The 25,430-nt window shown below is 41.4% G+C and carries 24 protein-coding genes; 15 read left to right on the forward strand and 9 right to left on the reverse strand.

The genetic code is table 11. The features are described 5' to 3' along the window. The first annotated feature begins 1 nt into the window (after position 1). The 11 genes from panC (at position 2) to NI462_RS07710 (ending at position 11,711) form a co-directional block, all read left to right on the forward strand. Positions 2-850 carry a pantoate--beta-alanine ligase gene (gene panC / locus NI462_RS07660; protein ID WP_005107864.1) on the forward strand — a complete coding sequence of 283 codons (849 nt, stop codon included), beginning with the start codon at positions 2-4 and terminating at the stop codon, positions 848-850. Positions 851-868: 18 nt separating this feature from the next. Then, positions 869-1,720: an RNase adapter RapZ gene (gene rapZ / locus NI462_RS07665; RefSeq protein WP_005107863.1), complete on the forward strand. Its 852-nt coding sequence runs from the start codon at positions 869-871 to the stop codon at positions 1,718-1,720. Then, on the forward strand, positions 1,717-1,986 hold the full coding sequence (locus tag NI462_RS07670; RefSeq protein WP_034438008.1) for an HPr family phosphocarrier protein: 270 nt from the start codon (positions 1,717-1,719) through the stop codon (positions 1,984-1,986). The genes rapZ and NI462_RS07670 overlap by 4 nt, the downstream gene beginning before the upstream one ends. 2 nt (positions 1,987-1,988) lie before the next feature. Continuing rightward, positions 1,989-2,522 carry a ribosome biogenesis factor YjgA gene (yjgA, locus tag NI462_RS07675; RefSeq protein ID WP_005107862.1) on the forward strand — a complete coding sequence of 178 codons (534 nt, stop codon included), beginning with the start codon at positions 1,989-1,991 and terminating at the stop codon, positions 2,520-2,522. 714 nt (positions 2,523-3,236) lie between these two features. Then, positions 3,237-4,505 carry a sensor histidine kinase gene (locus NI462_RS07680; protein WP_219308452.1) on the forward strand — a complete coding sequence of 423 codons (1,269 nt, stop codon included), beginning with the start codon at positions 3,237-3,239 and terminating at the stop codon, positions 4,503-4,505. 86 nt (positions 4,506-4,591) lie between these two features. After that, complete coding sequence (gene glnE, locus NI462_RS07685) at positions 4,592-7,342, forward strand: bifunctional [glutamate--ammonia ligase]-adenylyl-L-tyrosine phosphorylase/[glutamate--ammonia-ligase] adenylyltransferase (protein WP_253159883.1); 2,751 nt, start codon at positions 4,592-4,594, stop codon at positions 7,340-7,342. A 24-nt stretch (positions 7,343-7,366) separates the two neighbouring features. Then, a complete protein-coding gene (locus NI462_RS07690) occupies positions 7,367-8,293 on the forward strand; it encodes a branched-chain amino acid transaminase (RefSeq protein ID WP_004278329.1) in 927 nt (308 codons plus the stop codon). Positions 8,294-8,421: 128 nt separating this feature from the next. Continuing rightward, entirely contained in the window at positions 8,422-9,144 is a 723-nt protein-coding gene (locus tag NI462_RS07695) for a glycosyltransferase (protein WP_253159885.1), read from the forward strand. A 41-nt stretch (positions 9,145-9,185) separates the two neighbouring features. Next, positions 9,186-10,157 (forward strand): Stealth CR1 domain-containing protein, encoded by a 972-nt coding sequence (locus tag NI462_RS07700; protein ID WP_253159886.1) that lies wholly within the window; start codon positions 9,186-9,188, stop codon positions 10,155-10,157. 9 nt (positions 10,158-10,166) lie between these two features. Next, the gene (locus tag NI462_RS07705) at positions 10,167-10,931 is read left to right on the forward strand and encodes a glycosyltransferase family 25 protein (protein ID WP_253159888.1); all 765 of its coding nucleotides are present in this window, start codon (positions 10,167-10,169) and stop codon (positions 10,929-10,931) included. Positions 10,932-10,940: 9 nt separating this feature from the next. Beyond that, the gene (locus NI462_RS07710) at positions 10,941-11,711 is read left to right on the forward strand and encodes a glycosyltransferase family 25 protein (protein WP_004647487.1); all 771 of its coding nucleotides are present in this window, start codon (positions 10,941-10,943) and stop codon (positions 11,709-11,711) included. 25 nt (positions 11,712-11,736) lie between these two features. Here the strand turns inward: NI462_RS07710 and NI462_RS07715 are convergent, their stop codons facing one another. The 6 genes from NI462_RS07715 to NI462_RS07740 form a co-directional block, all read right to left on the reverse strand. Continuing rightward, entirely contained in the window at positions 11,737-12,717 is a 981-nt protein-coding gene (locus NI462_RS07715) for a capsular polysaccharide synthesis protein (RefSeq protein WP_253159890.1), read from the reverse strand. Continuing rightward, positions 12,653-13,543, reverse strand: coding sequence for a family 6 glucosyltransferase (locus NI462_RS07720; RefSeq protein WP_307722551.1), 891 nt, complete (start codon positions 13,541-13,543; stop codon positions 12,653-12,655). The genes NI462_RS07715 and NI462_RS07720 overlap by 65 nt, the downstream gene beginning before the upstream one ends. After that, positions 13,524-14,384, reverse strand: a complete 861-nt coding sequence (locus NI462_RS07725) for a lysophospholipid acyltransferase family protein (RefSeq protein WP_253159892.1) — start codon at positions 14,382-14,384, stop codon at positions 13,524-13,526. The genes NI462_RS07720 and NI462_RS07725 overlap by 20 nt, the downstream gene beginning before the upstream one ends. An 18-nt stretch (positions 14,385-14,402) precedes the next feature. Next, complete coding sequence (locus tag NI462_RS07730; protein ID WP_004278319.1) at positions 14,403-14,624, reverse strand: hypothetical protein; 222 nt, start codon at positions 14,622-14,624, stop codon at positions 14,403-14,405. 114 nt (positions 14,625-14,738) lie between these two features. Then, positions 14,739-16,523, reverse strand: coding sequence for an aspartate--tRNA ligase (gene aspS, locus NI462_RS07735; RefSeq protein ID WP_004647490.1), 1,785 nt, complete (start codon positions 16,521-16,523; stop codon positions 14,739-14,741). 162 nt (positions 16,524-16,685) lie between these two features. Then, the gene (locus NI462_RS07740; RefSeq protein ID WP_253159893.1) at positions 16,686-17,450 is read right to left on the reverse strand and encodes a DUF4184 family protein; all 765 of its coding nucleotides are present in this window, start codon (positions 17,448-17,450) and stop codon (positions 16,686-16,688) included. A 140-nt stretch (positions 17,451-17,590) separates the two neighbouring features. Here NI462_RS07740 and znuD point away from each other — a divergent pair, with 140 nt between their 5' ends. Then, on the forward strand, positions 17,591-19,720 hold the full coding sequence (gene znuD, locus NI462_RS07745) for a zinc piracy TonB-dependent receptor ZnuD (protein WP_253159895.1): 2,130 nt from the start codon (positions 17,591-17,593) through the stop codon (positions 19,718-19,720). A 106-nt stretch (positions 19,721-19,826) separates the two neighbouring features. Continuing rightward, positions 19,827-21,290 (forward strand): phospholipase D-like domain-containing protein, encoded by a 1,464-nt coding sequence (locus NI462_RS07750; protein WP_253159897.1) that lies wholly within the window; start codon positions 19,827-19,829, stop codon positions 21,288-21,290. Between the two features lie 84 nt (positions 21,291-21,374). Here the strand turns inward: NI462_RS07750 and NI462_RS07755 are convergent, their stop codons facing one another. Continuing rightward, positions 21,375-21,833: a hypothetical protein gene (locus NI462_RS07755; protein ID WP_005246011.1), complete on the reverse strand. Its 459-nt coding sequence runs from the start codon at positions 21,831-21,833 to the stop codon at positions 21,375-21,377. 180 nt (positions 21,834-22,013) lie between these two features. On the opposite strand from NI462_RS07755, the gene NI462_RS07760 reads away from it, so the two are divergent. Then, entirely contained in the window at positions 22,014-22,466 is a 453-nt protein-coding gene (locus tag NI462_RS07760) for an RcnB family protein (RefSeq protein ID WP_005103287.1), read from the forward strand. Between the two features lie 197 nt (positions 22,467-22,663). Here the strand turns inward: NI462_RS07760 and NI462_RS07765 are convergent, their stop codons facing one another. After that, entirely contained in the window at positions 22,664-23,161 is a 498-nt protein-coding gene (locus tag NI462_RS07765) for a phosphate-starvation-inducible protein PsiE (protein WP_004647497.1), read from the reverse strand. A 174-nt stretch (positions 23,162-23,335) separates the two neighbouring features. On the opposite strand from NI462_RS07765, the gene NI462_RS07770 reads away from it, so the two are divergent. Beyond that, a complete protein-coding gene (locus tag NI462_RS07770; RefSeq protein ID WP_005261855.1) occupies positions 23,336-23,542 on the forward strand; it encodes a hypothetical protein in 207 nt (68 codons plus the stop codon). A gap of 60 nt (positions 23,543-23,602) precedes the next feature. On the opposite strand, the gene NI462_RS07775 is transcribed toward NI462_RS07770, so the two are convergent. Next, positions 23,603-25,384, reverse strand: coding sequence for an acyl-CoA dehydrogenase C-terminal domain-containing protein (locus tag NI462_RS07775; RefSeq protein ID WP_253159899.1), 1,782 nt, complete (start codon positions 25,382-25,384; stop codon positions 23,603-23,605). Positions 25,385-25,430 lie beyond the last annotated feature (46 nt).

Consider the following 25,430-nt stretch of genomic DNA (forward strand, 5'->3'; position numbering starts at 1 on the left):
GATGAAAACAGAAACCACCATTCAGGGCTTAGCGGCATCATTAAATCCGGCGCGTACCAGTCGCAAGATTATCGGTTTTGTACCGACCATGGGCAATCTGCATCAGGGACATTTAAATCTGGTGCGTGAAGCACGTAAGTTGTGTGATGTGGTGGTGGTCAGTATCTTTGTCAATCCGATTCAGTTTGGGCCCAATGAAGATTTTGACAGCTATCCGCGCACGCTTGAACAGGATCAACAACTATTGGCTGAAGTTGGTTGTGACATCGTGTTTGCGCCGACGGTTGAGCAAATGTATGGCAAAAAACCGCGTCTGACCAATATCAGTGTCTCTGACATTACCAATGATTTATGCGGTTTGCAGCGTCCCGGCCATTTTGATGGTGTGGCGGTGGTGGTCACTAAATTGTTTAATATCGTACAGCCGAATTACGCCTTCTTTGGCCAGAAAGATTATCAGCAATTGGCGGTGATTCGTCAGTTTGTACAAGACCTGAATATTCCACTGGAAGTGATTGGTGTACCGATTGCCCGTGCAGAAGATGGCCTGGCTTTAAGTTCGCGCAATGGTTATTTAAGCGAAGAGCATCGTGCAATCGCACCGGTCATTTATCAAAGCTTGCAACGGGCTGAACAGCAATTACATGCAGGCGTGGAACTGGATACGGTATTGGCCGAAATTCGTCAGAGCCTAACCGATGCCGGTTTCGTTGTTGATTATGTTGAAGCCCGCACGCCAGAATTACAAAAAATTCATACGTTTAATCAAGATCTTGTGTTATTTATAGCTGCAAAGCTGGGGAATACACGTCTGATCGATAACCTGCAGGTTAAATACACTGCCGGCTAAGATGAAAGGGTAGCATGCATGAAGCGCATTTTAATTGTCACAGGACAATCTGGTTCGGGTAAATCATCTGCATTACAGGTGCTTGAAGATCTGGGTTATTACTGTATTGATAATTTGCCTTTGGCATTGCTTCCCGAAATTGTGGCAAAACTGGACAGCGAAAACAATCTGGAACAGTTGGCGCTGGGCGTCGATGTGCGCAGTACTCGGGCAGATTTACAAGAATTTGACCATGTATTTGGGCAACTGCAACAGCATGGTTCGGTCGATATTATCTATCTGACCACGCAGGATCAGGAGCTGATTGCCCGCTTTAGTGCTTCGCGTCGACCGCATCCTTTAGCTTCACGCTTTAAAAGCTTGAATCAGTGCATTCAGGAAGAAAAAATCCTGTTGATGCCGATTCAGTTGCGTTCTACGGTGCATATCGATACCACCGACAAAAGCGTGCATGACCTGAAACATACCTTATTGTCCAAGCTCGGACAGGCCGATAATCTGATCCTGATTCTGCAATCCTTTGGTTATAAGCATGGGATTCCCCTGGATGCGGATTATGTTTTTGATGTTCGACATTTGCCGAATCCGCATTGGGAACTAGAACTGCGCAAATTTTCAGGGCTAGATCAGCCGGTGCAGGCGTTTTTACAAAAGAGCGATCAGGTCGAGGATATGTTCAATGATCTGTATCATTTTCTGGACAAGTGGTTGCCGACCTTTGCCGAAGGGCATCGTCATTATATGACCGTGTCGATAGGCTGTACCGGTGGTCAACATCGTTCTGTTTATATTGTGGATAGACTAAAAAAAGCCCTTGAGGCAAAATGGTCTATTCAAGTCCTCCATCGAGAAATGAAGCACTGGTCATGATTGATACGACAGTTGACGTAATTAATAAACTGGGTTTACATGCACGCGCATCTGGTAAACTGATAGAAGTTACCACCAAATTTCGTTCCAGTATCCAGATTGGCAAAGCGGATAAACTGGTAGATGCAAAAAATATCATGTCCTTGCTGATGCTTGGTGCGGGCAAAGGAACAACTTTACGCTTGGTGATTGAAGGAGCAGACGAGGACAAAGCCTTATCTGAAATTCAGGCACTATTTGCAGCAAAATTTTATGAGGCAGATTAATCGTGGCACGTCGACCGAACAGTTTAACTGAAGAAGATTTTGATTCTTTAGAGGGACGCGCAAGTAAGACCGAACAGAAAAAAGCAGTCCAGCGTATGGCTGCTTTGGGTGCGCAGCTTGCAGAGCTGAGCGCTAAACAAATTAAAAACCTACCCGTAGATGAGCGTTTGATTGACGCCTTGCTTGATGTGCAGGCAATTAGTTCACATGAAGCACGTCGTCGTCAATTTTCACGGATTGGTAAATTATTACGTAATGAAAATGAAACGGTGATTTTGTCTTATTTAACACCCAAACAAGGTCTTAAAAAGACAGCTCAATTACAGCGTTGGGTGGATCGAATTGTTAAAGATGGTGATCCAGCCATCAATGAATTTACCAAAAACTATAATGCGACAGAGCGTCATACCTTACGTCAACATTATCTTCGGGTACACCGTGATTTAAAGAATCAAGCACCTGAAGAAGAAGTGAATGCTTCTAAATTAAAGCTGTTTAACTATGTACAGCAAGTGGCATTGATTTCTGACAATTAAGCAGCCATATAAAAAGGCGGTCTTTTTAGGCCGCTTTTTTTATAGCTATTCTGAGCCGATTGGTTTGACGTAGACATGCATAGCCTATAAGTGATCTATTTTAATATTTCTATTCCAGCTTCTAAAACTGCACTGAGGATAAAAAACACAAAATTTTCATAATTAATTTGTTAATAAATGTAAGTTCTTTACAATCCTCAGTGGTTTTTTGGGTCTGTTTTTAGTTGAAATGCTGATATTTAAAATATTTCTTACATTAGAATTGTTAAGATATTTTAAAAAATTAAAAATTAATTCTGAGCATTATTAGGTAGATGAAGCCTGATATAAAATCTGTTTTTAATCATAAGGTCAAACTATATAGTTGAAAAATCATTAGCTTTTACTTTAAATAGAGTAAAAAGCGATGGTGGGTATTTTTTATTCAGTACTGTGTTACAGTAAATACAAATAAAGATACTTATTTTAGGTGAGATATATTAATTTCAAATACTTATGTAGGTTTTTTTAGAATAGTAAATTTTCAAGTTATTCTTAATCAATTAAATATCAGTACCTTGCAGTTAAGAATGTATCTGGATAGAAACAGGTTAACAAATCCTTTAACCTAGAGGTGGGTTTTCATCGTTGAGTAAATATAGAATCTTTGTTATTGATTGTATGAATTTGGTCGGCTGTGTTTTCTTTATTCCATAAACATTCAGAGAGGCAGACATGGAACTAAAACTGCTAGAGGTCGGTCAGAATACGGAGCAATTAAGCTCGTGCCGTATATCTCTCATTTTAGGTGTCTATACCTCCAATAACCTATTAGACACCTTTTGTAAGATCGCCCGTAAAGTTTTAAACGTTAAAACCAGCATTATTGGCTTCCACACGGAGCCCTATATCTGGTACAGCTGTCCGCGCGGTTTCCGGGCCTTGCACGCCCCGCAGGAAGTGAATCTGCCTACATATCTGCAACAGGCAGAGGTCATTGACCAGATGCATCCTGCTTATACAGAACTGTCAAATTATGTGAAAAATCTCGGTGTAGCGCATCAGAGATTAGTCGCCTTTAATTTAAAATCAAGTAGCGGTGTGTCTTTTGGACAGGTCATTTTCTTTGATGATCAGACTGAAGGGTTTGATCAGGATGATATTGTCACTATTAAACAATTTGCTGAAAGTTTAGTGATTCGAATTCAGCTCAATCAAGAACATACTGAACTGAAAGAATTATATGAACAGCAATGCGCACTCAACTTCAGTAAAACCAAATTTTTCCAGATTATTGCGCATGACTTGCGTGCACCATTTCATGGTTTACTGGGCTTTTCCGAAGTGCTAGCGCAGGAGCGTGACACTCTGGACGAATCCAGTATCCAGAGCATCGCGGATTATTTATATGATAATGCACAATCGACCTATAACCTGCTGGAAAGCCTGCTGACTTGGGCGATGGCAGAGGGTGGACGCTTTATTTATCATCCGATTAATTATGAATTGAAACAATCCAGTAATATTGTGTGCAGTGTGCTGAAAAGTCTGGCCTTAAATAAAAAAATTGAACTGGTTGATAATATTCCTGAAGACATCAAGGTACATGCGGATATCAACATGATTACCTCTGTCTTGCAGAACCTGGTGTCGAATGCGCTTAAATTCACCCCGGTGAATCAAGGCGGTAAAGTGATTTTAGCTGCAGAAATGGAAGGCGAGCAGGTCAAGATTACGATTCAGGATACTGGCTTGGGCATGACTGAAGAGCAGATGCAGAATCTGTTTAAACCGACTTTGGGTGTGAGTGTCAGAGGCACAGCTGAAGAGAAAGGGGCAGGTTTGGGTCTGGTGCTCTGCAAGCGCTTTATTGACCTGAACCATGGTCAAATTGCTGTAGATTCCAAAGAGGGTCGGGGTACGACCTTTACCGTGCATTTACCGATGGTCACCAATGATCATCAGGCACTGGTGCTTGAAGATGTACATATCGAGCAATCTTAAAGAAGTAAATTTCAAGCTAAAACATTCCCACTGAGACAAAACTCCTGCTATAACTAAGCAGAATGTTTCAGGGGAAGAGTTGAGTGATGAATGCGGCACAATTGCAGAAAACCTTAAGAGCCAGCCAATATGCCGAACAGGTATTGGCCAATCACCAGAGGCTACTGGAACAGGATTATGCAATTGACCAGTTTCAAGGCTCACTCAGTCGGGAATATATTGATCAGCTGGTGCAGCACTGCATCCTAAATATAAGCGATGAAGCAACGTGGATGCGCGCAATGCGTATTTTGCGGGCTCGATTGATGTTTCGTTGGATCTGGCAGGATGCCAATCAACTCACCGATGTCATTACCCTCACCCAAGAACTCTCCGATTTTGCCGATGCCTGCATCTGTGCAGCGAAAAATTTTGCCCGTATTCCGGTCGCTGCCAAGTATGGTCAGCCGATTGGTTATAATGGAAAAGTTCAGGATCTGATTGTCATCGCCATGGGGAAACTCGGCGCCCAAGAACTCAATCTTTCCAGTGATATTGACCTGATTTTTGCCTTCGACGAACAGGGTGAAAGCGATGGGCGTAAATGTATTGATGTGCAGCAGTTTTGCATCCTGTGGGGACAAAAACTGATTCATTTGCTGGATCAGATCACGGCGGATGGTTTTGTATTCCGGGTGGATATGCGCCTGCGTCCCTGGGGCGATGGTTCGGCACTGGCCATTAGCCATGCGGCCTTGGAAAAATATCTGAGCCAGCATGGGCGTGAATGGGAACGTTATGCCTGGATTAAAGCGCGTATTGTCAATCCAAGTCCAGAAGGCGACGAGCTGCTGGAGATGACCCGTCCATTTGTATTTCGCAAGTACGTCGATTATAGCGCTTTTGAAGCCATGCGCGAAATGAAAGCCATGATCGAGCGCGAAGTACAGCGCCGTAATATTGAAGATGATATCAAGCTCGGAGCCGGTGGCATTCGCGAAGTCGAATTTATCGTGCAGGTGTTTCAGCTGATTTATGGCGGGGCCAAACTTGAATTGCAGGATCGGCAGTGTCTGGTGAATCTAAATCATCTGGATGATGCCGAGTTGCTGGATGAACAGGCGGTGCAGGATCTGGAAAATGCCTATTTATTCCTGCGCCGGGTTGAGCACGCGATTCAGGCACTGAATGATCAGCAAACGCAATCACTACCGACAGAGCCAGAGTTAAGGGCGCGTATAACGGACACACTTGGTTTTGCGGATTGGGACAGCTTTATGGCATATCTCAATGAAAAGCGTGACAAAGTGATGTATCAGTTTGATCATCTAATCAAGGAAAATGGCCCTGACACCTTGGTTGAAAGTTTTTCCCAGTTGGAAAAGAAACTCAAAGAAGTGTTGGATGATAATGCAAAGAATCTTGTCTATGAGTTTTGGAATGGGCATGCCTTAAAAAAATTACCGGCAAAGGCGGTACAACGTTTAAAAACCTTCTGGCCGCATTTAATTGAAGCCGTTTTACAGTCAGATGATCCTCAGGTGGCGTTGGTGCGCTTGATGCCCTTAGTCGAATCAGTGATGCGCCGTACGGTATATCTGGTGATGTTAATCGAGAGTAAAGGGGCGTTGCAGCGACTGGTGAAGATGGCCACTGTCAGCCCCTGGATTTGTGAAGAACTGACCCATTATCCGGTGCTACTGGATGAATTCCTGTCGATGGATTTTGAATTGCCAAAACGTAAGGATCTGGAAGACTCTTTACGTCAGCAACTTTTACGGATTGAAATTGATCAGGTCGAAGACCAGATGCGGGTCTTGCGCCTGTTTAAAAAATCTAATGTTCTGGCTGTTGCCGCCAGTGATGTGCTGGCAGAAAGCCCGCTGATGAAAGTTTCCGATGCCTTGACCGATATTGCTGAAGTATCGGTGAATGCAGCGCTGCATCTGGCCTATCAGATTGTTGCGAAAAAACATGGTTTTCCACTGGATGCAGAAGGGCAGCGCTGTTCAGTCGAGCATACGGCTTTTGCAGTCATTGGTTATGGTAAAGTCGGTGGAATTGAACTGGGTTATGGCTCGGATCTGGATCTGGTCTTTATTCACTATATGAGTGAGCAGACCGATACAGATGGACTCAAGCCGATCAGTGGTTTTGAGTTTGCCATGCGCGTGGCGCAAAAATTCATGTCCCTCATGACCACGCAAACTCTGGATGGGCGTGTTTATGAGGTCGATACCCGCTTGCGTCCATCGGGTGAAGCTGGACTTTTGGTAACCAGTTTGAAAGCTTTTGAACAGTATCAGTTTAAAAGTGCCTGGTTATGGGAGCATCAGGCCTTGGTACGAGCCCGTCCGATTGCGGGTGAAATGAGCTTGCGAAAAAAGTTCGAAGTCTTGCGCCGGGATATTTTGATTCAGCCCCGCGATGAAAATTATGTGCAGGCAGAAGTACTGAAAATGCGTCAGAAAATGAAGGAGCATCTCGGTTCTTCTAAAGAGCAAAAAAAAGATGGTATTTTTCATTTAAAACAAGATGCAGGTGGTATCGTAGACATCGAATTTATGGCACAGTATGCGGTGTTGGCCTGGAGTGGGACGAATAAAGATCTCGCCCATTTCTCCGACAATGTACGAATTCTTGAGGATGCCGCAAAATCAGGTTGCTTATCCAGCGACGATGCGACTGCTCTGATTCAAGCTTATCTCCGTGAACGCGCCGAGAGCCACCGCTTAGCCCTTGCAAATCAATCCATGCAAGTGTCTGCAAGCGACTGGCACGATACCCGAATGACCGTTTGCAAGTTATGGCAAAGACTAATTGATCCAAGTGCAGACTTTGCACTGGATAGTGAATAATTGTGAGAAATTGGAGTTTGTGGCATGAATTTGGCTGATCGTGATGGTTTCATTTGGCAAGATGGACAACTAGTTGACTGGCGTGAGGCAAAAACTCACGTATTAACACATACTTTGCATTACAGCATGGGTGTGTTTGAAGGCGTCCGTGCTTATGAAACCCCGAATGGAACGGCTATTTTCCGTCTTAAAGAACATACCAAGCGTTTGTTGAATTCTGCAAAAATTTATCAAATGAAAGTTCCATTTGATCAAGCAGCATTAGAACAGGCTCAAATTGATGTTGTTCGTGAAAACAAATTAGCGTCTTGCTATTTACGTCCAATTATTTTTATTGGTTCTGAGAAACTCGGTATCGCTGCAACTGACAATACCATTCATGCTGTAGTTGCGGCATGGAGCTGGGGTGCCTACCTCGGTGAAGAAGCGATGGCGAAGGGTATTCGCGTAAAAACTTCTTCATTTACCCATCATCATCCGAACGTGACCATGTGTAAAGCAAAAGCATCGGGTAACTACACGCTGTCGATTCTTGCGCATCAGGAAGTGGCACATTCAGGTTATGACGAAGCAATGCTGCTCGACCCGCAAGGCTATGTATGTCAAGGTTCAGGCGAAAACGTATTCCTGGTACGTGATGGCGTGATTCATACGCCTGATATCGCAGGTGGCGCGCTGGATGGTATTACCCGCCAAACCATTATTACTATTGCTAAAGACCTGGGTTATGACGTAATTGAACGTCGTATTACCCGTGATGAGTTCTACATCGCAGATGAAGCATTCTTTACCGGTACTGCTGCAGAAGTAACACCAATCCGTGAATACGATGATCGTCAGATTGGTGAGGGTGTACGTGGTCCAATCACCACTCAAATCCAGAAAGCATATTTTGATGCAGTTCAGGGCAAAGATCCTAAATATGCACACTGGTTAACTTATGTGAAGTAATTCAGAATTTATTGCTTGAAAAAACCTCTCATTTGAGAGGTTTTTTTTAACTGATGTACTTATTCTGCCGAACTTATGTCATCATATTCAGCATCAAGAAGATTTTAAGATGAGCTTAGGCATACGCAATGAGTAACATCGTTATTTGTATGAAATGGGGAACCAAATACGGTTCGGAATACGTCAATCGTTTATACAATATGGTTAAACGACATACGACAGTCGACTTTAAAATGGTCTGTCTGACGGATCGTACTGAAGGCATTGATCCTGCAGTACAATGTTTCCCTATTCCACCTTTGGCATTGCCTGAAGGTGCGCCTGAGCGTGGCTGGAACAAGTTGTCTACTTTTGAGCCTGATCTTTATGGTTTAGAAGGCAATGCACTTTTCCTCGATCTTGATGTAGTGATTGTCGATAACATCGATGAGTTCTTTACCTATCCGGGTGAGTTTCTGATTATCCATGACTGGAAACGGCCGTGGCGTATTACCGGTAACAGTTCGGTATATCGTTTTAAGCTAGGCGCTTTCCCGGGGCTTTTGCCTTATTTCCGTGAAAATTTTGATGAAATTCGTCAAAAATTCCGTAATGAGCAGGCTTATCTGTCTTGGTATGTAGACCGTGAAGGTAAACAGACATACTGGCCAGAAAGCTGGTGCAAGAGCTATAAATATCATTGCCTGCAAAAAATCCCGATGGCTTACTTTAAGCCACCTGTGAAGCCTGAAGGTGCCAAAATTATTGTATTCCATGGTGAAATTAATCCGCCAGATGCAGTGAATGGTGGTGGTGGGAAATGGTACCGTTATGTATTGCCATCGCAGTGGATTAAGGATGCTTGGCAGTAAGTTATAGAGTTTATTCAAGCTAATTGTTGATTAGAAGTATTATGGAAAAAATAGATTTTGTTATTGCGTGGGTCGATGGCAATGATGTAAAGCATCGACTTAAAAGACAACAGTTTCAATCTACTAATATCGTAAAAGGTTCAGCAGAAGAAACTCGATTTGCTAGTAATGATGAAATCTATTTTTCAATTGCTTCAATTCTTAAATATGTTCCCTATTTTGGAACAATTTATATTATTACGGATGAACAGCAGCCTGCACATATTCATGATTTTTTCGAACAGGGATTATGTGCTCCTGAGCAGATAAAAATAATTGATCATAGAACAATATTTGCTGGTCATGAGCAATACTTGCCTACATTTAATTCTTTAAGTATTGAAACCATGCTTTGGAATATTCCAGGGTTATCAAAGTATTTTATTTATTTGAATGATGATTTCTTCTTTAATGCTTCATCTGAATTAGATGATTTTTTAGTTGGTGACCAGATAAAAGTCTATGGGCATTGGGAAAATAACTCCTTAATTAAAGCAAAATTTAATCTACGTAAAAGTCTTAATAAATATTTTGGTAAACCTTTACAGCCTAAATATACAATTGCTCAAATGCTTAGTGCTGAATTATGTGGATTTAATAAATATTATGAAATTCATCATCGTCCCCATATATTGGATCGTGATGTACTACAAAATTATTTTCAAAAATACCCTACAACATTAGCTGAACAGATTAGGTATCGTTTTAGAAGTGCTTTTCAATTTTTACCAGTAGGGCTGAATAACCATTTAAAAATTCGAGAAGAAAAAACAATCTTGTGTAATGATATAAATATTGCTTACTTAAAAAATGAAGCTTCAGTATCTACATTTTTATCAGACCTGAATAATCCAGCTGTTAAATTCGGTTGTATTCAGAGTTTAGATCAATTTGATCCAAAAGAAGCAGAAAAGGTATCTTTTGCTTTAATTGCTAAATTAAAAAACTATTTACCTCTATCTATTCAGCATTAAGAGTTAATCATGAAAGTTGTAACTTATTTAATTAATTTAGACGGAAGTGATGAGCGTCTAGCTGCAGCAACTCAGCAGCTTAATAGTGTGGGCTGGAGGTTTGAACGTTTTGCTGCTTATGATGGTCGGGGTAAAGCACTCTCTGAATTCACAAATTATAATGATGATCAAACTAATAAGGTATTAGGTCGTAGTTTAATGAATTCCGAGTTAGGTTGTTATTTAAGTCATTATGGATGTGCTGAAAAATTTTTAGCCACTGATGCAGATTATTTAGTGGTTTTGGAAGATGACCTTAAAATTAATAGTGACTTTAAGATTAAAATTGACAGCATCATTGAATATTTGCACCAACATCAAGATTTAAGCTGGTATCTTATTAATATTGCTGCAAAAAAGAAAAAACTTGCAAAAGATATTACGCAAATAGGGGATATAAGTCTATGGCATGCTTTTTATTTCCCAATTCGTGGCTTAGGGTTAATCTGGTCGCGGCAGGGAGCACAGGCTTTTGTTGAGGCAGGCAAAACTATAAATATGCCGGTTGATATCTTCTTCCAGTCTTGGTTAAGTCAAAATGGCAAAGGTTTAGGGATTTGGCCACCACTAGTGAAGCCAGCAGGGGTCGATAGTGATATTTTGGGAACGGTTGCTACTCAGGGGATTTCTCGCAAAGCACTTGAAAATAGAAGCCGCTCCTATGGATTTAAAAAACAAAAGCGCATGTGGTGTGATCGTTATTATGCGATCAAGCACTTGATTAGTTCAAAGTAAGTAAATTCTATGAAAAATATTGTAATTAGCCTGAAGACGGCAAAAGCACGCCGTGAACATATTGAAAAAGAATTTGGTAAACAGAATATTGGTTTTGAATTTTTTGATGCTCTGGTCCCTGATTTAGCAAAGCCACTTGCAGAGAAAATGCAATTAAATGTTGAGGATGAATACTTAACAGGTGGGGAGTTGGCTTGCTTTATGAGTCATGTGTCAGTTTGGCAAAAAATGGTCGATGAGCAGCTTCCATATGTTGCAATATTTGAAGATGATGTTTTTTTAGGGGAAAGAGCATTTGAAATTTTTAATTCATCTTCGTGGATTCAAGAAGATTGGCATATTATCAAAACGGAAGCATTTTCTGAAAAGGTTTTATTAGCTAAAGAAGTCTACAGAATCAACGATACAAACCGTCAGATTGCTCGTTTAACTGGAAAAAATTTAGGAACAGCGGGTTATATATTGTCACTTAAGGGTGCTATGGCTTATCTAAATTATATTAAACAATCATCTTTGAGTCCTTTAGATGAAATGATGTTTAGAGATTTTATTCATGCTAAGCACTGTGATGTTTATCAAATGTCACCTGCCAGTTGTATACAGGAAATGATGTTATATCCAGAGAAAAAAACTGTTCTGTCTAGTGATTTAATTGATGAACGTAAAGCCAGAATGAAGAAATATAAGAAAAAAGGTTGGATGAAAGTAGAGAAGGAAATTAGCCGAATTATTAATCAAGTTAAATATTATTTTTTAGGGAAAGTAGTTTCTTTTAAATAAGATTAAATTACTGAGAGTGGATTTTTTAATCCATTCTCAGTGAACGACGATTCATTTTATGGATATGATTATTCTGAGTTGCTAATTTTAAATCTTTTCCTTTGGAAGAATAGACTTGATACAGATGTGGTAAGGTATCATCTAATATAGGTAATAATTGGAATTTATCCCTTAATGTTAATTCATTGAACATAATTTGAAAAAAGAAATAATGTGGAATTGTATTTTGAGTTTTCCAAAAATTGAGTAAAAGATCTAAACATTTGTGTAGGTTTGCTTGTTTAGGTTTTGCAACTATAAAACTATTTAATATATTGACTTTTGAATCTGAGTCCCAGCAAAAATAATCTTGATTAAAATTATTCCAAAACTCTTGATTGGTAGCATCTTTAGTCCTTTGGTACATAAATAAATTACTATTTTTTATTTCATCTGGAATTGGGCCTGTAAGTAAAATAGTAGCATCCATCCAGATTCCACCATAAACATCAAGTAATGCTAAACGAATAAGGTCAGCAAAAAAGGCATGCTTATATTCTTCATTCTTTTTCTTTTCCCAGACAAAATCAGGAAAATTAATATATTCCGAGATATTGTTTTCATCAAGACGGATGATAGTATAGTCTTGTTTAAACTCATCAATAGATTGACAACATTTCTTTACTATAATTGGTAAAGCATTTTCTTCAAATCCTTGACCCCAATATTGCCAAATGATTTTTTTACCTACTAAGTCTTTTTGGGGTTTTAGATCAAAAAAACTTAAGAGTGCTTTGTCATAAGTATCAATAAAGGAGTTAAAACACTTGGCAATATGATTTTTATTACGCTTATTAGCTTCTTTATCAATTTTTTTACGGAAATATTTGGGGATTAGATAATAAAATAGACGCCATGGATATTTTTTACGGATGGTTGAAATGAGAGAGTGAAAGGGTTCTTTAGATGAAAAAACTTTTGATATATTGTTTGAGTCTAAATGAAATTCTTTTTTTTGGTTTACCATTTAATTTTTTCCATTCAATTTGATCAATATATTGATCTGTTTCCCCACGAAGAAAAGCATGTCCACCAAATCGATAATGTGATTTATCAGAAAACATGACTTTCGACTCTTTCTTCCAATATTCTTTCTCACCACGAGTAAAATATGGCGGCAGTATTTTAACATCTGTTCTATCAAGAGCATATTTATTTAGATGACTTTCATCATGCCATAGAGCAATAATATTCTGATCTAAGTCCTCTTTGGTCTTACGATTTAAATGTTCACACATCTCAAGAAAATTTACTGATTTCCCACCGTTTAATGCCCCTGTAAAGTAGTGTTTACCCTGAGAAAGTGGAATATATGCATTTGAAAGTGGATTTCTATCATATGTAAATTGCTTTTTATTTTTATGGAATGCATGAGGCTGATGAGTTAAAACTAAATTTTCAGCACTGTTTAATGGAAGTAGATCTTCTTCTGTAATAGTTTTAACAATTTCAGTATTTGCATTGAAGAAGAAAATATAATCAAATTTTTTTAATTGATTCTTTTGGGTTAAAAAGATATTAAATCTCATTAAGGTGTCATACGGCCAACCTAATTTTGGTTGCTTAATATAAGTAATATTTTCTTCAATATCACTTTCTAATAATTCTTTGCAGTCTGTAAATACAAAATAATGTTTTGAACTATTTAATAAAAGATTTTGCTCAGCTGATTTATAAAAAAAATCCCAGAACTTGATATATCGACCAGTTGCAATGTATAGAATAGCCACTTTAGTTTTGTTGTACATGTAAAAATTTCCTCTTAATTTATTTTCAATAAAACTTTTTTTTATTTAATGTCTTCCTAAAGCGTTTATACCCCCACAAATATTGTTCTGGAGCGACATTAATCATGCGCTCCATTTCTTTATTTAAGGTATCAACTGACAGTTGTAAATCTTTAGATAAAATATCATTTGATAATTTAGTAACGTAAATATCATAGCCGGAAAAATCTTCACGTCTTAAACAACTAAGCCCAACTACTGAACATTGTGTTTTGGCTGCCAGTTTGGAAAGTAAGGTAGAAGATAGCGCATTTTGATTGTAGAAAAGTGAGTAGATACCACCACTTTCTTTAGGTACATGATCCGGCAAAATCGCAGAAAAACCACCTTGTTTTAAATGCTTAAATAAAGCACGTACCCCAGAATCATCAGTCGGAACCAGTGTGGCATTCAGACGTTGCCGGGCTTCAAGCATAAAACGATCGATGTCTTCATTCTTGCTGGGTTTGTACATAATCACGGGTGATGTATGCTGGTTTACCCAGACATTCAATAGCTCCCATGTACCAAAATGAGGCACCACAGCCAGGCAGCCATTCGGGTTTTTTAAAGCTTGAAGAAAAAGATCTGCACCATGGACATTACGAATTAATGACAACGCATATTCAGGAGAGGAACCCCAAATTTTGACCGATTCCGCATAAGTCATGCACTGACTTTTCAGGCTACGTTTGGTCAAATCAGCTCGTTCAGATTCAGAAAGTTCTGGATAAGCAGAGGCCAGATTAATCTCGGTCACTCGGCGTGCAGAAGAATGGCTGAGATACAAAAGCGATCCAGCCAGTTGCGCAAGATTTTGAATGAATCTTAGTGGAAGCTTGGAGAAATTTTTAAGTAGGGTGTACATGGTATCCAGATGGTCAGATTATAGGTCTTTGTCCGGATTGCCCTTCAGCACCATATATATCAAACCTACAAAAATCAGCAGGGCGCCTAAAATACTGCTCAGGCAAAAATACACAATACGGTCATTGGTATCGAGGTTGAACAGGTTGTTGGCAAGGATATAGCGCATGAACAGCCATTGAACCACTGAAAATACAATAAGCATAATGCTGCGATTACGAACTGCAGGACGCATAGCCATTGCTAATTACCTTAGATTGAAAACTGTCGCTATTATGCCACTGTTCCAGATGCGACTCAATCTTACAAAAAAGCCCCGCACGAGGCAGGGCTTTTTCACTTAAAACTTCAAGAATTATTCTTGAGATTCAGCTTTTGGTTTTTCACGTAAGCGAATACCAAGGTCACGCAGTTGGTTTGATTCAACTGGTGCTGGCGCTTGAGTCAATGGACATTCGGCAGTCTTGGTTTTCGGGAATGCAATCACGTCACGAATCGAAGCACCGCCAGTCATGAGCATTACCAGACGGTCAAGACCAAATGCCAAACCACCATGCGGAGGAGCACCGTAACGTAATGCATTTAATAAGAAGCTGAATTTCTCTTCCGCTTCTTCTTCACCAATACCTAATGCTTCAAAGATCGCTTTTTGCATTTCAAGGTTATGAATACGCAGTGAACCACCACCGATTTCAGTACCGTTCAATACCATATCGTAAGCAACAGACAATGCCGCACCTGGGTTGTTCTTCACTTCTTCAACGCTTGATTTTGGTAGCGTGAATGGATGGTGAACAGAGGTCCATTTGCCATCATCAGTTTCTTCGAACATTGGGAAATCAACAACCCAAAGTGGCGCCCACTCACAAGTTGCAAGTTTCATGTCATGACCGATCTTCACACGAAGCGCGCCCATGGCATCGTTTACAACTTTGGCTTTGTCTGCACCGAAGAATACGATGTCGCCATTTTCAGCGCCAACACGTTTCAATAGATCAAGCACGATTGGCTCGATGAATTTCACGATTGGAGATTGAAGACCTTCGATGCCTTTTTCAAGTTCGTTGACTTTGATGTAAGCCAAACCGCGTGCACCGTAGATGCCTACAAATTTGGTGTATTCATCAATCGCGCTACGTGGCAGTGAACCCGCACCCGGTACGCGAAGCGCAACGATACGACCTTTAGGATCTTTAGCAGGACCTGCGAATACTTTGAACTCAACGTCTTGCATCAAGTCTGCAACGTCAACCAGTTTCAACGGAATACGCATATCTGGTTTGTCAGATGCATAGTCACGCATTGCATCGTTGTAGGTCATGCGTGGGAATTTATCAAACTCTACGTTTAGAAGTTCTTTGAACATCTTCACGGTTAAAGTTTCCATTAAATCCATAATGTCATCGTCACTCATGAACGATGTTTCAACGTCGATTTGGGTGAATTCAGGCTGACGGTCAGCACGTAAGTCTTCATCACGGAAACATTTCGCGATTTGGTAGTAACGATCAATACCGCCGACCATCAACAACTGTTTGAATAGCTGTGGCGATTGTGGAAGTGCGTAGAAGCTACCGTTAGATACGCGGCTTGGCACTAAATAGTCACGCGCACCTTCAGGCGTTGCACGAGTTAAGATCGGAGTTTCAACGTCTAGGAAGCCATTGTCTTCGAAGTAGTTACGAATCAGGTTGGTTAATTTAGAACGAAAACGTAAACGATCTAGCATTTCTGGACGACGGATGTCCAGGAAACGGTATTTCAAACGAATTTCTTCAGAAATATTGGTGTTTTCGTCATTCAAAGGGAATGGCGGAGTTTCAGACTGAGCAAGAACTTCAATTTCTTTACCCAAGACTTCGATTTGACCGCTCACCATATTGGCATTTTCTGTACCTTCATAACGGCGACGCACACGGCCTGTAATTTTTAATACAAATTCTGAACGTACTTTATCAGCAGTTGCGAATGCTTCAGGAGTATCTGGGTCAATAACCACTTGAACAAGACCATCACGGTCACGCATGTCAAGGAAGATTACACCACCGTGGTCACGGCGACGGTGTACCCAACCGCATAATGTTACGGTTTGGTCAATTTGAGCTTCGGTTAAAGAACCGCAGTAATGAGTTCGCATCATAGCGTTAGAAATCCAACTATATGGGTTAAGGTCAGCGAATACGTAAACAGCGTACCGCTTTGAGTAAAGGTAGGATTATGCCTCTTTGGGCATGTTGTCACAAGAACTTGGGTCAAAAACAATATCATTTTAAAGTGAATAGGCGCAAAGCCAGTGCTTTGTTTAACCCATCCTGCGACCTCTGTCTAAAAATAAAAACAATAAACAGCCCAGACTGAAGGTGATCAGAAAGCCTTGGCTAAATTCATTGATCGAGCGACCAGTAAAATAATAGAGGTCTGATTGCCAGACTTCCGTAGAAATATAGCGCGCATAATCCCAGACAGAAAATAGGCCGGTAAATATAGAAAAGAGCAATAAGCCCCAGGCAAAGGATTTGATTTTCACACTGACTGCAAGATATTGCTGATGAGTTTTATAGTAATGCAGGCTCATCCACAGGATAAGAGGCAAGACAATCACTGAGGTGCCAATCTGTAAAATTCGGTGCAGCGGATAACTTTGTCCAAGCAACTGAAAATGTTGGGCTAAGACGTCATGAAAGGCAAAAGTTCGAAAGTCGACATGCGTTAGTCCATCCCAGATTAAATGGGTGGCTGTACCAATGATGACTGCCAGACACATCACCAGGATGAATTTTAGTGCTGAAAGGATATTGTGAATCTTTAAATCATGCTGAATACCGATGAAACGGTAAATCACGGGCCGGTAAATCAGGTACCAGACGGCACAAAAAGCCAAACCAATCCAGAGATCTGGATGAATCAGAGAAGACCATAAATGGGTGATATTCGAATTAGTATGAGTAAACAAGCGATGCAGATCGGGAACCATGCTCCCAATTGCCAGCGCAGCAACAGGAAGTCTATTCCCAGTCAAATATGAAATAGGTGGAGCAAGCACAGCATGCGATAAGGTAAAGGGCATAAAGACAATGTTTTAATGTAATCAAAAGTATTCAAAGGACATTCTAATAAAATATAGCACTGATTATCGTAAAGGATTGCAAAAATAATGAAATGTTATATTATAACATTAATCCAGATTGCTGAATTTGAGCTTCGGTCATGTCCTTCCCTAAGAATCTAATAACATTGTCAATTTTTGCTGTAGTTGCGCCTACAGTATTTGCAGAGCAATCCTCATCTTCTATCCCGGTTCAGACCATGGACACTATTCAGGTGCAAGCTCATCCATTGGTGCAGACTGCGGCGGATTTCGCGGTTGCAGATCAGGTCGTGGATCAGAAAGCGCTATCTGAACGTGCTACCACCATTGGGGATGCCTTGGCAGATGAGCTGGGTGTTTATTCTAATCAATATGGTTCAGGTTCAAGCCGTCCTGTGATTCGTGGTCAAGATGGTCCACGTGTGAAAGTGTTGCAGCATGCTTCTGAAACAGCGGATGTATCCACTTTGTCTCCTGACCATGCAGTAACCGTTGATCCGATTCTGGCAAAACAGGTGGAAGTAATTCGCGGTCCATCAACCTTGCTTTATGGTGCCGGTACAGTCGGTGGTCTGGTGAATGTCACTGATCAAAAAATTCCGACCCAGATGCCTGAAGATGGTTTGGAAGGTACAGTCGGCCTGCGTTATAACTCAGGCAGTGATGAAAAACTGGCAAGTGCTGGTGTGACAGCGGGTATTGGTGAAAACTTTGCTTTGCGTGCAGAAGGCTCAAAACGTAACGCCAATGATTATATTGCACCGGATTATTTTCATGAGCATGATGACGAATTAGAAAAAGAACGTCGTGTGGGCAATACTTTTGCTGAAGGGCAAACAGTCAATATTGGCGGATCATGGATTCATGATCGTGGTTTTGTCGGTCTGTCTTATAGCAACCGTCAGGATCAGTATGGCTTACCAGGGCATAGTCATGAATATCATGGTTGTGTTTTACATGGTGATCATTTTCATGGTTGTCCAACACCTGACCCAGATGCATCAGCCCATGAAGAGCATGGTGGACCATGGGTAGATTTAAAATCTGAACGCTATGAAGTACGCACCGAACTGGAACAGCCTTTTGCCGGTATTGAAAAATTACGTGCACATGCCAGCTTTACCGATTATGAACATGATGAACTGGAAGAAAATGCAGTCATCAGTAACTTTAAAAGCAAGGGCTATGATGCACGTTTAGAACTGGTGCATGTTCCTGTCGCAGGTTGGGAGGGGGTGATTGGAACCCAGCTTTCACAGCAAAAAATTAATTTATCCGCTCCAGAAGCACATGGTCATGCAGAGCACGATCATGAAGGACATGAGCATGATCATGGTGAGCATGCGAGTCATAATCATGATGTGCTGATGGCAGACACCAAAACCCAGAAATACAGCTTATTTGCTTTGGAACATAAACAGATCGGCGATGTGCATGTTGAACTTGGTGCGCGTGTCGATCATCAAAAAGTGAAAGTAGATTCGGATCAGAAAGATTATTCGGGGACTGGTGTCTCTGCATCCGCTGCTGCCAACTGGGAATTTGCACCGAACTACAAACTTTCTGTGGTGGGATCTCATCAGCAGCGTTTGCCTTTAGCTCAAGAACTCTATGCTGATGGCTTGCATTTTGCGACCAATACCTATGAACTCGGTAATCCTGATCTCGATAAAGAAACTTCAAATAATCTCGAGTTAGGTCTGCATTATGAAGGGGATAAACTGGATTACCATGTGCATGTCTATCACAACTGGTTTGATGATTATATCTATGGCGAAACGGTAGCGCAGAAAGGTAATTTACGTGGCGTGCAATATACCCAAGACAAAGCTAGATTTTATGGTACAGAAGCACAAGCCGGTTATCAGATCAATGATATGTATAAAGTCAGCGTCTTTGGGGACTATGTGCGTGGCAAGATTGAAGCTGAGAATGCACCACGTGTACCTGCAGGTCGTTTAGGAACAAAAGTTGAAGCAGACTTTGCCGATGGCTGGTCAGGTCTGGCTGAATATTATCATGTCTTTAATCAGGACAAGATCGCCAGCTATGAAGATGAAACCCAGGGCTACAATATGGTGAATGTTGGCTTAAGCTATGCCAATAGCCTTGCAGATAACAATGCTTATCGGGTTTATTTCAAGGCCAATAACCTGCTTGATGATCAGGTGTATTCACATACTTCCTTCCTGTCGAATATTCCGCAGGTGGGTCGCAACTTTACCGTCGGCGTACAGTATGATTTCTAACAGGTCTACTGAAATAATCGACTAAATCATCTAGATCTCACTGAAATCTACTTGAAAAATCATAAGATAAAACCTAGCCTGAGTATATTGGGTTAGGTTTTTTCTTATGCGTATCTTTCAACGAATTCACAATAAATTAAACTGGTCGAATCGCCGTTATGTGGCTTTGATCATTAGTATGCTGGCCGTGGGTTATCTGGCTTCGGCGATCTACCACACGTATAAGCCTTTGCCGGAAGGTCTGAATTACACAGGCAAACTGCGTCATGCCGAAGTCAAATTTCTGGCCGATCAGACTTATCTGGATGCAGAAGGAAAACAGCATTTAGATCATCGCATTTTTAATGAAATGCTGAAAATGATTGAAGAGGCCAAATCACTGATTGTGCTGGACATGTTTTTATTTAATCAGCAAACCGGTGCATCTACGCAGCAGCATCAGGCACTGAGTCAACAGCTGAGTGATGCTTTAATCAGTAAGCGCCTGCTGCAGCCTGAGGTGGAAATCAAGTTTATTACCGATCCGATTAATTCAGTTTATGGCGGGATTAGATCTGAGCAGTATCGGAAATTACGTCAGCACGGTATTGATGTGATTGAAACCAATCTGACGCCGTTGCGCGCTTCCAATCCAAGCTGGTCCGGCTTCTGGTATATCTGTTGCCAGGGCATTGGCAATAATCCGGAAACAGGCTGGTTGCCAAACCCATTTGGCCCAGAAAAAATTACTCTGCGCAGTTATTTTGATTTATTTAACTTTAAAGCCAATCATCGCAAAACCATGGTGGTGGATACCGATCAAGGCTGGAAAGCACTGGTCACGTCCATGAATCCGCATGATGGCAGTTCGAGGCATTCCAATATTGGCTTATTGGTTTGGGGCAGTACAGCTGTGGATATTCTGAAAACAGAACTGTCTGTAGGCATGATGTCACAAGCGAATATGCCAGCTATTGTCGTTGGGGATTTTCAGGCAGACAGCAGCCAGCCACAAGCTCAGGTGCTGACTGAAAAAGCCATTTATGATGCGATTCTGAATCTGATTCAGACGGCGAAAGCCAATGAACAGATTGATCTGGCGATGTTTTATCTGTCTGAGCGCAAAATTATCAAAAGTCTGATAGCAGCCCATGAACGTGGTGTCAAAGTCCGGATTTTACTCGACCCAAATAAAGATGCTTTTGGCCGTGAAAAGAATGGAATTCCAAACCGGCAGGTGGCTTCAGAATTGCACGAAGCGGGTATAAATGTACGTTGGTGTCATACTCAGGGTGAGCAATGTCATAGCAAGATCCTAATGAAGCGCAATGCTCAGCAAGCTGAAATGATTTTAGGCTCGGCCAATTTTACAGTGCGCAATTTGAAAAACTATAATCTGGAAACCAATATGCGCGTGGTCGGTCAACCTCAGGCTGAAGTTTTCAGGGGGGCCCAGCAATATTTTGAGGGAGCATGGTCAAATCTGAATGGCCGTTCTATGAGTGTGGACTACACGCAATATGCAGAAAACTCATTCTTTAAATATTGGCTGTATCGCTTTATGGAATGGAGCGGCTGGTCGACGTTTTGATTTTAAATCCCTTCTGACCTCCCTTTTTTAAAAGGGAGAAAAGTCCCTCTTTGAAAAAGAGGGAGTTAGGGAGATTTTTTATTATCAGCTTTTTGATTCTGGATTCGGCGGAACCAGCTGATCCAGCTCTTTATCCGTTAATTCATCCAGCTCAGAAATATCGGTTTTAATTTTCCATTGCGCTTCATCATCAACCGGATTTGGTAAACGCGCTTCTAACCAGTCACAAACTACATCGGGTGGGAAATCTGCGTGATTACACTGGATCACCCAGCACAAGAAATCTCTGGCGATACCATTCATATACGGTGGTGGAGATACTGGCAGGAACTGCGTCGGAAGACGTTCATTTTTAGAAATATAATTCAGGACATGTCCCAGCTCTTGCACAGTTTGCCAAGCCAGCGGATGATCGACATTGATCTGAAACTTAAACCACCATGCCTGTTTGCCATCTGAACCATAGCTATCAATCCGTTCTTTCTGAACACTCGGCACTTTAGAAAAATATTCATGTAAACGATCGAAATTTAAATCAGACACAGTATTCAACTCGAAACATTAAAAAAAGTAATTTTAGCATAAAGCAGTAGCTTGCCGACGTGCCTGTCAGATTGAAAATAGGCGAGCGCATTACAAAAAATTGCAGCTCCAGCGAGCTTATCCATATTTTCTGCATCTATTTTGTTTAAAATATAAGCAGATTATTCGGAGGAAGCTCAAATGAGAATCGTACTATCGAGTGCAATATTGGCTGCATTGCTATTAGGAGCTTCTGCACAAAGTATGGCTGGCAATGCTTGGGTGGGTTATGGTGGTGTAGATCGATCCACACCGAATTATCGCAGCGCTCCACGATCTTATGATCCACCACGGCAGCATTATCCGCAACGTCCGCTGCCACCAAGACCACATTACCCGCAACGACCACCATATTGGGGCTATCCACCTGCACAGAGTCAAAGTGGATTAAATATTCAGTATCAGGCACCGACCACTATTTATCAAAATTCGAATAGTTATAGCTGGGTCAATGGTGATCCGAATGTTGCCCGGATTGAAAGTTCGAGATATACGGTAATTACCGATTGGCAGCGTTTAGGGTTACCAGCACCACCGCGTGGCAGCTACTGGATTTATGAAAACGGACGCTATGTGCTGGTGCCGAATCGTTAAACTGCTCTAAACTCTGAACGGATAATTCAGTTATAAGCGTAAATAACTCAGAAAGACCAAAATAGTTCCCTCTCCTGTGAGGAGATGAGTAGCACTGCTACGCAAGGGAGAGGTTGCTTGAGATAAATAGTCCTAAACCCTGAATGAGGCTTAAGTATTGCTTTAAGTTGAAGTGCAAAAAAAGAGGGCTTAAAAGACTATGCCAATTCATCATCTTCGGGGCGCGGTGTTTTACCGAGTGGTAGTGGCTTTTCACTATGTTTGTCACGGATCACGGATGGATAGGTCCATGAGGCATAGCGCACCACTAATATTGCAAAGGCCAGAATCAGAATCGAACCGGTAATAATCACCAGATCCATACTGGCTTTATGCGTGTGTTGAATATCTGCAATCAGCAAACGGGTCAGTGCAGTAATCGCAATATAAATCAGGAAGCGTACTGGCATATGGTTGGTTTTGAAATAGATGCCGACCATGGCACCCAGTTCCAGATAAATAAACAACAGAAGAATGTCATCAATCGTGGCGAACTGTTTCACGGTCAGAATGTCAATGACGGTATGGCCAGCGGACCAGATCACCATACAGCCAATAATAAACAGCGCAATATAATGAAAGCTTTCTACAGCAAGATTGCCAAGACGGTCGAGGAGAGCTTCAAATTTTTCAATTTTCGGACGTGATTTAGACATATTATCCTCCTGATTTTTCATGTGAAATAAAGATAGTTGCAGAATAACGTGCAAAGATCATGCACAGAATGATTGAATGAAAAATAAAGATTAAATTATTTGAACTTTTGCGCTTTTTTTAGACTAAATTGCTATATTGTATGGGTGGTAACATTGAATAAATAGGAGAAAAAAGTGTTAGATAAAATTCAAACAAAAATTAGCCAATTAGAAGCCGGAAAAAAATTAATCCTCGGCGTAGGCATTAAGGCTGAAGATATGCAAAAGGTGGTGGAGCTCTGCGAGTCTTTAGAGTCAGAGGGGAATATCAAAATTGTGAATAAACATTCGAATCCGAAAAGCAATAATCAGACGGATACCTTGCTAATTCAAAAAGTTTAATTGTTGCATTTTCATAAAAAACGCCTGCTGATGCAGGCGTTTTTATTGCAGATTTTTAGCTTAAGCTTGAGTCGTGAAATAATCTTCAGAGAAGTTCATGATGACGTCAGAACCTGATTTCACTTTAGTAATGCGTAATGCCAGTTCAGGCAGAATGCGTTGTACAAAGTAACGTGCCAGAGCGATTTTATTTTGATAGAACTCACCGTCTTTATTTTTCGCTGCATTGGTAATGCGCGCGAACATATAAGAGAAGCTCAACAGACCTACAGCGTGCAGATAGTCAACTGCGGTCGCATTCGGAAAGTCATGACTTTCTCTTGCTGCTTCCAGAATGTACTGAGTCACCGATTCAACTTCAGTTGCTGCATCCAGTGTGGCATCTTTAATAAAGTTTAGATCCGCATCCAGACTATTGGCAAAGTCACGGATTTCAGAGATATATTCAGAGATATATTCGCCGCCACATTTAATGGTTTTGCGGCCGATCAAGTCTTGTGACTGTACACCGTTGGTGCCTTCATAGATCTGGGAAATACGTAGGTCACGGATACATTGCTCCAAGCCCCATTCACGGATATAGCCATGACCACCGAAGACCATTTGTGCATCTAGGGTCGCCTGGAATGCGGTATCCGTTAAATACGCTTTCGCGATTGGTGTTAATAGCGCAACGCGGTCATTGGCTTTTTTCACCGCTTCAGGATCAGTAGAGAATTTGGTGATATCCAGTTGCTGACCTACATAAACTGCAAAGGCACGCGAAGCTTCGTTATTGGCACGTACATTCAGCAGCATACGGCGTACATCACCATGCACCAGAATGCTATCCGCAGGTTTGCTTGGTGACTGAACGCCAGCCGCACTACGACCCTGTAAACGGTCTGTGGCATATTGCGCAGCGTTTTGATAAGCGAATTCAGAAGCACCTAGGCCTTGAATACCCATCGACAGACGTTCGTAGTTCATCATCACGAACATCGCAGCGAGACCTTCGTTTTCTTTACCAACGAGGTAACCTTTGGCACCGTCAAAGTTCATTACACAGGTTGCTGATGCCTTGATTCCCATCTTGTGTTCGATTGAACCTGGGCCGACCGGGTTACGTTCGCCAATAGAACCATCTTCATTCACCAGGAATTTCGGTACGATGAAGAGGGAAATACCACGAGAGCCGGCAGGCGCATCTGGGGTTTTTGCCAGAACTAAATGAATGATGTTTTCCGCCAGGTCATGATCACCACCCGTGATGAAAATCTTGGTGCCGCTGATGCTATAAGTGCCGTCTTCGCTACGTTCAGCTTTGGTTTTGATAATACCCAGATCAGTACCGGCATGTGGTTCGGTTAAGCACATGGTGCCTGACCACTCACCCGAATAAATTTTAGGTAAATAGGTTTCTTTTTGTGCTTGTGAAGCATAGCTGTTCAGCGCCATGCCCGCACCAACAGAAAGCAATGGATACAGCATGAAAGACGGGTTGGTGGCAAACAGCATTTCATCAGAAAGTACCGTTAGCATTTTCGGCATTTCCTGGCCGCCCCATTCCATATCTGCGCCCAGACCAATCCAGCCACCTTCTGCATATTGTTTGAACGCTTCTTTAAAGCCAGCAGGTGTGGTCACATTACCATTTTCAATTTTTGCGCCTTCTTCATCGCCGGTACGGTTCAGAGGAAGCATGACGTTTTGAGAAAATTTTGCCATTTCTTCAAGAATCGCTTCTGCTGTCGCAGCATCCAGATGCGCTAGATTTTCATTGGCCTGCCAGAATTGTTCTGCATTGAAGACATCGTTCAGGATGAATTTCATATCGGCAAGTGGCGCGTTATAAATTGGCATGGTGTGTCACCTGTTTATTGTTTGATTAAATGAGTTTTAATCAGTC

It is taken from the genome of Acinetobacter lwoffii, from assembly GCF_024129715.1.
Lineage (GTDB): Bacteria > Pseudomonadota > Gammaproteobacteria > Pseudomonadales > Moraxellaceae > Acinetobacter > Acinetobacter lwoffii_U.